The 7,392-nt window shown below is 41.5% G+C and carries 8 protein-coding genes; 3 read left to right on the forward strand and 5 right to left on the reverse strand.

Features of this window, described 5'->3' with window-relative positions:
- The first annotated feature begins 61 nt into the window (after positions 1–61).
- Positions 62–1,149 (forward strand): IS3 family transposase gene (locus QUF18_RS20135; protein ID WP_113946470.1). Its coding sequence is split into 2 segments (ribosomal slippage): positions 62–323 and positions 323–1,149, totalling 1,089 coding nucleotides; the frame shifts between segments, so codons are not numbered across the junction.
- A 152-nt stretch (positions 1,150–1,301) separates the two neighbouring features.
- Here the strand turns inward: QUF18_RS20135 and QUF18_RS20140 are convergent.
- Positions 1,302–1,529, reverse strand: a complete 228-nt coding sequence (locus QUF18_RS20140; protein WP_213600386.1) for a hypothetical protein — start codon at positions 1,527–1,529, stop codon at positions 1,302–1,304.
- A gap of 176 nt (positions 1,530–1,705) precedes the next feature.
- Between QUF18_RS20140 and QUF18_RS20145 the strand changes: the two genes are divergently transcribed.
- Positions 1,706–3,100: an FAD/NAD(P)-binding protein gene (locus QUF18_RS20145; protein WP_213600385.1), complete on the forward strand. Its 1,395-nt coding sequence runs from the start codon at positions 1,706–1,708 to the stop codon at positions 3,098–3,100.
- A 251-nt stretch (positions 3,101–3,351) separates the two neighbouring features.
- On the opposite strand, the gene QUF18_RS20150 is transcribed toward QUF18_RS20145, so the two are convergent.
- Positions 3,352–3,927: a general stress protein gene (locus QUF18_RS20150; protein WP_213600384.1), complete on the reverse strand. Its 576-nt coding sequence runs from the start codon at positions 3,925–3,927 to the stop codon at positions 3,352–3,354.
- 29 nt (positions 3,928–3,956) lie between these two features.
- Complete coding sequence (locus QUF18_RS20155) at positions 3,957–4,286, reverse strand: PepSY domain-containing protein (protein ID WP_213600383.1); 330 nt, start codon at positions 4,284–4,286, stop codon at positions 3,957–3,959.
- A 265-nt stretch (positions 4,287–4,551) separates the two neighbouring features.
- Between QUF18_RS20155 and QUF18_RS20160 the strand changes: the two genes are divergently transcribed.
- Positions 4,552–5,412 carry an alpha/beta fold hydrolase gene (locus QUF18_RS20160; RefSeq protein ID WP_213600382.1) on the forward strand — a complete coding sequence of 287 codons (861 nt, stop codon included), beginning with the start codon at positions 4,552–4,554 and terminating at the stop codon, positions 5,410–5,412.
- Positions 5,413–5,541: 129 nt separating this feature from the next.
- Here QUF18_RS20160 and QUF18_RS20165 read toward each other — a convergent pair whose 3' ends face one another.
- A complete protein-coding gene (locus QUF18_RS20165; protein ID WP_213600381.1) occupies positions 5,542–6,126 on the reverse strand; it encodes a DNA-3-methyladenine glycosylase in 585 nt (194 codons plus the stop codon).
- A gap of 117 nt (positions 6,127–6,243) precedes the next feature.
- A protein-coding gene (locus QUF18_RS20170) for an IS3 family transposase (protein ID WP_113946470.1) occupies positions 6,244–7,331 on the reverse strand; the annotation gives its coding sequence in 2 pieces (ribosomal slippage) (positions 6,244–7,070 and positions 7,070–7,331; 1,089 coding nt in all).
- Positions 7,332–7,392 lie beyond the last annotated feature (61 nt).

The following is a 7,392-nucleotide window of genomic DNA, read 5'->3' on the forward strand; positions in this document are numbered from 1 at the left end:
CCCTTTAATTAAAGGTGTTTGAAAGTGGAATTTTCTCTGTTTAATAAACGAGGAGATTTTTATGAAAACGACTAGATTTACCGATCCACAAATCCTTGCAATCTTACGCCAAGCTGAGGGTGGTGTGTCTGTTCCTGAGCTTTGCCGCGAACACGGCATGAGCAATTCAGCATTTTATAAATGGCGCTCGAAATATGGCGGCATGGATGCCTCGATGGTCAGCCAGATGAAATCTATCGAGGATGAAAACCGTCGGCTAAAGAGAATGTTTGCTGACCTGAGCATGCAAAATGACTTACTGAAAGAAGCTCTTGGAAAAAAGTAACGGGGCGCTCGGAGCGTCGAGATATGGCCGTGATAGCTGCGAAACGGCCTGATGTCAGTATTGCGTGTGCATGCCGAGCTTTTGAAGTAAGCGAGACCTGTTATCGCTATAGCCCTCTTCTTCGTCATGAGAATGAAGAAATTGCAGATCTTCTGATTGGACTAACGGCAGCTAAAAAGACATGGGGTTTTGGATTGTGCTTTCTTTATCTTCGTAATGTCAAAGGCTATGGCTGGAACCACAAGAGGGTTTATCGTATTTATTGTGAGTTGGAGCTGAACCTTCGAATTAAGCCCCGAAAACGCCTTAAAAGGGATAAACCTGATGCTCTGGTAGTTCCAACAAAACCTAATTTGGTCTGGTCGATGGATTTCATGGCAGATCAGTTGGCAGACGGCCGGTCATTCCGGCTATTGAATGTACTGGATGATTTTAACCGTGAAGGCTTAGGCATTGAGGTGGATTTCTCTTTGCCAACAGAACGGGTTATTCGAAGTTTGAACCAGATCATCGAATGGCGCGGCAAGCCAGAGACTATACGCGTTGATAATGGCCCGGAATATATCAGTGGTAAACTTCTGGGGTGGGCTGAAAAACACTCTATTACCATCTTGTATATTCAACCAGGACAGCCTCAGCAAAATGCCTATATTGAACGCTATAACCGGACTGTCAGGCACGAATGGCTAGACCAATATATCATTGAGACAATTGAAGAAGCGCAAGCCTTCGCGACAGATTGGTTATGGACTTACAACAATGAACGTCCCAATATGGGCATAGGCGGAATAACACCCGCGCAGAAACTGAAAATGGCAGCATAAATTCCACGCCAGAACCCCGTTAAAAATGGGGGTATTACCGTGTGGTCTCATCAAGCTGCCGTGATTCTCCAGGCTCATTACTAACGTAGAAGTTGAGTTTCTTTCTGTAGGCGGAAAGTTTATCCGTAGTCATGGTAGTATGTCCTTCTACATCAGCTAATTTTCCCCACAGCAAGATGGCGAGATAGGGCAAATTGTTCTGCGAAATCGAGATCGTCTTGTGTAATCACCGGTACAGGATCTGAGATAATAGCAATCAAAGTTTCTCTTGAGATACTGTCATTCTCTAGTGCCGTTTCCAATGCACCGCGTGTTTCACGTTCCGCTCGCAGTAAAGCTGCTAGTGCCAGAATTAATTTATCCTTGCTATCGAATGCCATTTGATACCCTCGACTTTGAATGGAGATTTAAGTTTACAGAAACAATCTACCGTAGCGTTTTGTTCCGTGCCAGAATGTTGAATCAGCCAAGTAATCGGATTTATCAATCGCCATGGAACAAAGAGTTCCCTGCCCTCGTTCTTGACCAGTGATATAAATCTCAATTGGAATGCGGCATGCGAAGCGTAGCAGTGATAGGGTCAGGACCTACTGGTATATATTTTCTCAAAGCGTTGCTTGAGAGCGAAATAAAATTTAACATAACGCTTTTTGAACAAGCTGCCGCATTGGGTACGGGCACGCCATACTGCCCAACCGTCAACAGCAAACAAATGCTTGCTAACATTTCTAGTATTGAGATACCTAATCTGTTGGAAACTTATTGCACTTGGCTTCATAAACTTCATGGTTCAGAATTAGAAATCTATGAGATAAGCAAAGAAAATATTACTGAAAGAGGATTTTATCCCAGAATACTCCTTGGAAAATATTTCCAAGAGCAACTTATAGAAATAATTAAGCTACTAATCGCTAAAGGCCATAAAATAAATATTCAGAATAATAGCTTTGTAAGAGATGTTGACTATTTAAACGAAAAATTTGAATTAAGGGTTCATTCTTACAATTTTATAAAACAGATATTGACGTATGATCATGTAGTAATGGCAACCGGACATTATTACGATAAGGCTATAGATGCCGGAAATCTAATGGCTAGCCCATGGCCTTACAAAAAGCTGAATAAAATAAGAAATTGTAAAGTGGGAATATTAGGTACTTCGCTTAGTGCAATCGATGCATTTGTTGCAGTTGCCCATAATAACGGCTCGTTTATAGAAAATGAAACCGGGGAGTTGGCATATAATCTAAACCCCAACGTCTCGCAGCTGGATATCACGATGATGTCGAGAAAGGGCATTTTACCTGAGGCAGACTTTTTTTGCCCTCTTCCTTATGAGCCGCTAGAGATTTTTACAGAAGAATTGGTTCAAAATTTTATCCACCATTGTCAGAGCGATTTATTGGATGAAACCTTTCATCTCTTTAAGTTGCAGCTTTTGTACTCTGATCCTGATTACGCCGCATCAATATCCTTGGAAGCCTTGGATCTGCAACAATTTAACACAGCCTATTTTTCTCCACGTATAAACCATGACCCATTTGTGTGGGCTGCCGATAATTTAAGAACAACACAACTTAATTATAATGATAAAAAAACTGTGCAATGGCGGTACGCCATTTTAAGAATGCATGAGACATTCGGTCTAATAGTCCCACATTTGACCCTAGAGGATTTAGAGCGTTTTAATTCGTTAATTAAACCAATATTTGTCGATGACTATGCATCCGTTCCCCATCAATCCATCAAAAGAATATTGGCCGCACATAAAGCCGGCATTTTAAATATTAAAAAATTACCTGAGGACTATGTGATTGGAAATCCTGCTGACGAAGGTTTCATTGCCATCAAAGGTGAAGATTTTAAAGAAAATTTTGATTACTTGATTGACGCAACTGGCAATAAGCCTCTTTCCGATACCGATTTTCCTTTTCAATCCATATCAACATAGATTGCGGAAAACGAAACTGGTTTGGAACTAGATGACCATTTTAGATTATGTTTGGGCGGGGACCACTTTAGCGAATTCTATTGTCTAAGCATTCCTCATATTTTAGATAAGTATCCTTTCATTCAAGGCATTGAAGGTTCGTATAAATTAGGAACTCAAGCAGCTGAGGGAATAGTGGCCTACAGTCGCAATTAACTCAGATTGAGTAATGAATAAAAAAAACGGGCTATTGCCCGTTTTTTATAATTTAATTATCGGAACCGCAATCGTTCGGCTTCAATTTCTTCGACTGTATAAGGTTTTGCCGTTCCGTCAAAACTTTCCCAACCCTCTTCTGCATATTGGCTTCTCCGTTGTTCCAGGTTCACATTGGATTGCGATACAATGCTCTGTGCAACGGCATATTGTTCTTCAGGAACACGTACCGTAACTAGTGTACCACCACGACGAACGCCTTCAGCGTAAACATGGGCATCTTCTTCAGATACGCCAGAATTTGTTAGCGCACCAATCAGGCCACCCGCAGCCCCCCCAACAACGGCGCCACCAACTGCTCCAGCGGCCGTCGCCGCTAGCCATCCGGCTGCTACCACTGGGCCGACGCCAGGGATTGCTAAAAGTCCAAGTCCGGCCAATAACCCACCTGCTCCACCCACGGCGGCACCAATTCCAGCTCCAACGCCCGCCCCCTCAGCAGCGTTAGTATCATTGTGGGAATTATGGCCTACAATACTGATATCGTCAGAATTAATTCCAGCATCCTCTAGATCGCCTACAACACTTTGTGCTGTGGCGTAATCGTCATATAATCCAGTAACTACTCTCATTTTTTATCTCCTCAAATTTATAATACAATTTATTTCGCAGTTATATTACCTTGATAGTCAAGATTAACTGTTACTTTAGTGTTATTTTTCATGGCATCGGCTTTCCAAATACCATCATCACTTAATTTTAAGTTGGTGATATCCGTATAACCTTCATCGACCATGCGCACTTTCGCTTGATCTTCTGTGAAACTGTTACTACCTGCCACAGGAGCAGCTGGATTAACACTATCTGGCGTCGTAACCGCGGGCGTTTCTGTAGTAGTTGCCGGCTGCTCAGCAGGTTTTGTATCTTGAGCATGGGCAGTCAATGCAGTCAGCATCATTGCACCACTAATAAGTACCATTTTATTGAACATTAAATTTTCCTTCTAAAATAATTTTATATGTATTTAATGATTAATAGGTAGAATGGTTCCCAAATTACATGATAAATTTCATATAAATTTGAATCTTTTTTATACAAACCTACAGGTAAAGTAATTTGAGTTATTTTTTTTATTATTCCACAAATAAATAATAATTTTAGTAATATTTTTCTAATAAAACCAACTTGAAAAAATTTATTTTGCGCTAATTTAATATAGTGAAAAAATCACTATGTATTCATGGAATAAGATCATTATGTTTGATAATTTTAAATTGGAAGTTATTGAGCTACCAGAAGCAAACTTGCGCGTGCGTCACGGTGGTTATGGCCCGCCTTTGCTTTTGCTACATGGCCACCCACGAACACATACAACTTGGCATTTGGTGGCACCTTTATTATCTCAACATTTTACAGTTGTCTGTCCTGATTTAAGAGGTTTTGGTCAATCAAGTAAGCCAATAGACCCTTATGACTATGAAGCTTCTTCAAAAAGAGCAAAAGCTAGAGATTGTATCGCTCTCATGAGATATTTAGGGTTTGACCGCTTTAATCTAGCCGGTCATGACAGAGGCAGTTATACAGCATTTCGTCTCGCGATGGATCATCCCATCAACATCATGAAACTCGCCTTACTTGATTGCGTGCCAATTATCGAGGCTCTCGAGCGCTGTAGGGTTCAGTTTGCTACAAAATGGTGGCATTGGTTTTTTTATGCCCAACACAACAAACCGGAACAAGCAATATTAGCAGACCCTATAAGCTGGTATGGGGGGAGCATAGAAGCAATGGGCGTTGAAAATTATATGGATTTTCTGAATGCTATTAAAGATTCTGAAACCGTTAAAGGTATGCTAGGCGATTATCGAGCCGGTTTACAAGTCGATTACAAACATGATCTTCATGATCGATCCATCGGCAAAAAACTTCAATGTCCAGTGCACCTAATATGGTCTGAGAGAGATGACCTTCCAGAGCTTTATGATAACCTAATTCAAATATGGCAACCATGGTCTGAGCATATTGTAACTGGCTCAAGTATTGATAGTGGGCATCATATGGCTGAAGATTCCCCTATGGAATTGGCAGAGCAGTTACTAACTTTTATGAGTAAGTAACAATCCTTCCGTCTCAACTCCTTGCAATTGCAAATAATATTGGAGCTTGAGTTTTGTCATCTCGTGGTACAAAAACTTCAACATCAATGACTAATATGTACCCATTTTTAGTTCCATATCTGAAAAAACCTATTTATCTAATAGAGGAGTTTTAGACAGATTTATTTCTCCAACGAAAGCTGTATCAGCTAATTTAAATCTCCAGAGATATTCAGCGGCTTTGGTAATCCCAATCCTTCTACCTGTTTCTATCGGCGGAGTTTGAGTTCTTGGTACGAGAAAAAAAGGGAGGTCTTTTAAACACTGCCCATCCAGCATTTTGTTAATATTAAGAGCCTGAGAAAGTTTACCCGGGCCAGAACACAATGCCTTGATATTTTGTGTTCCCCTCCTTTGCATCATAGTTGGTAAGTCAGATAAGGGATGGAGAGCTCTTATTAATACTGCGGATGCATCCGCACAGACAAAATTCATACACCAATGAAGACCATATGAGCGATATACATAGCTTGAGCCAGGTATTCCAAACATTGAGGAATTGCTGAGTGTTTTACCTCGAAAGCTATGTGAGGCAGGATCGGAACGCGTATAGGCTTCGGTTTCTACAATTATTCCCCCAGTTGAACCAACATTGAATGTCCAACCAATAAGATCAGGTGCAACATACAATGAACTCATATTAAAGAACTCGTGATTTAGTTCTTTTTGATTCATTCTGTAGTCCTATATTCCTTCTTCCTCCACGCTGGACGAAATCCGCGTCGTCATTTTCTTTGGAGGCGATATTTATTAGGTAATACCCCCATTTTTAACGGGGTTCTGGCGTGGAATTTATGCTGCCATTTTCAGTTTCTGCGCGGGTGTTATTCCGCCTATGCCCATATTGGGACGTTCATTGTTGTAAGTCCATAACCAATCTGTCGCGAAGGCTTGCGCTTCTTCAATTGTCTCAATGATATATTGGTCTAGCCATTCGTGCCTGACAGTCCGGTTATAGCGTTCAATATAGGCATTTTGCTGAGGCTGTCCTGGTTGAATATACAAGATGGTAATAGAGTGTTTTTCAGCCCACCCCAGAAGTTTACCACTGATATATTCCGGGCCATTATCAACGCGTATAGTCTCTGGCTTGCCGCGCCATTCGATGATCTGGTTCAAACTTCGAATAACCCGTTCTGTTGGCAAAGAGAAATCCACCTCAATGCCTAAGCCTTCACGGTTAAAATCATCCAGTACATTCAATAGCCGGAATGACCGGCCGTCTGCCAACTGATCTGCCATGAAATCCATCGACCAGACCAAATTAGGTTTTGTTGGAACTACCAGAGCATCAGGTTTATCCCTTTTAAGGCGTTTTCGGGGCTTAATTCGAAGGTTCAGCTCCAACTCACAATAAATACGATAAACCCTCTTGTGGTTCCAGCCATAGCCTTTGACATTACGAAGATAAAGAAAGCACAATCCAAAACCCCATGTCTTTTTAGCTGCCGTTAGTCCAATCAGAAGATCTGCAATTTCTTCATTCTCATGACGAAGAAGAGGGCTATAGCGATAACAGGTCTCGCTTACTTCAAAAGCTCGGCATGCACACGCAATACTGACATCAGGCCGTTTCGCAGCTATCACGGCCATATCTCGACGCTCCGAGCGCCCCGTTACTTTTTTCCAAGAGCTTCTTTCAGTAAGTCATTTTGCATGCTCAGGTCAGCAAACATTCTCTTTAGCCGACGGTTTTCATCCTCGATAGATTTCATCTGGCTGACCATCGAGGCATCCATGCCGCCATATTTCGAGCGCCATTTATAAAATGCTGAATTGCTCATGCCGTGTTCGCGGCAAAGCTCAGGAACAGACACACCACCCTCAGCTTGGCGTAAGATTGCAAGGATTTGTGGATCGGTAAATCTAGTCGTTTTCATAAAAATCTCCTCGTTTATTAAACAGAGAAAATTCCACTTTCAAACACCTTTAATTAAAGGG

The sequence above is a fragment of the Pseudochrobactrum kiredjianiae genome, assembly GCF_030362795.1.
Lineage (GTDB): Bacteria > Pseudomonadota > Alphaproteobacteria > Rhizobiales > Rhizobiaceae > Pseudochrobactrum > Pseudochrobactrum kiredjianiae.

Coding starts and splice junctions, on each gene's coding strand:
- QUF18_RS20140 (WP_213600386.1), bottom strand. CDS start 1,529: ATGGCATTCGATAGCAAGGATAAATTAATTCTGGCACTAGCAGCTTTA.
- QUF18_RS20145 (WP_213600385.1), top strand. CDS start 1,706: ATGCGAAGCGTAGCAGTGATAGGGTCAGGACCTACTGGTATATATTTT.
- QUF18_RS20150 (WP_213600384.1), bottom strand. CDS start 3,927: ATGAGAGTAGTTACTGGATTATATGACGATTACGCCACAGCACAAAGT.
- QUF18_RS20155 (WP_213600383.1), bottom strand. CDS start 4,286: ATGTTCAATAAAATGGTACTTATTAGTGGTGCAATGATGCTGACTGCA.
- QUF18_RS20160 (WP_213600382.1), top strand. CDS start 4,552: ATGTTTGATAATTTTAAATTGGAAGTTATTGAGCTACCAGAAGCAAAC.
- QUF18_RS20165 (WP_213600381.1), bottom strand. CDS start 6,126: ATGAATCAAAAAGAACTAAATCACGAGTTCTTTAATATGAGTTCATTG.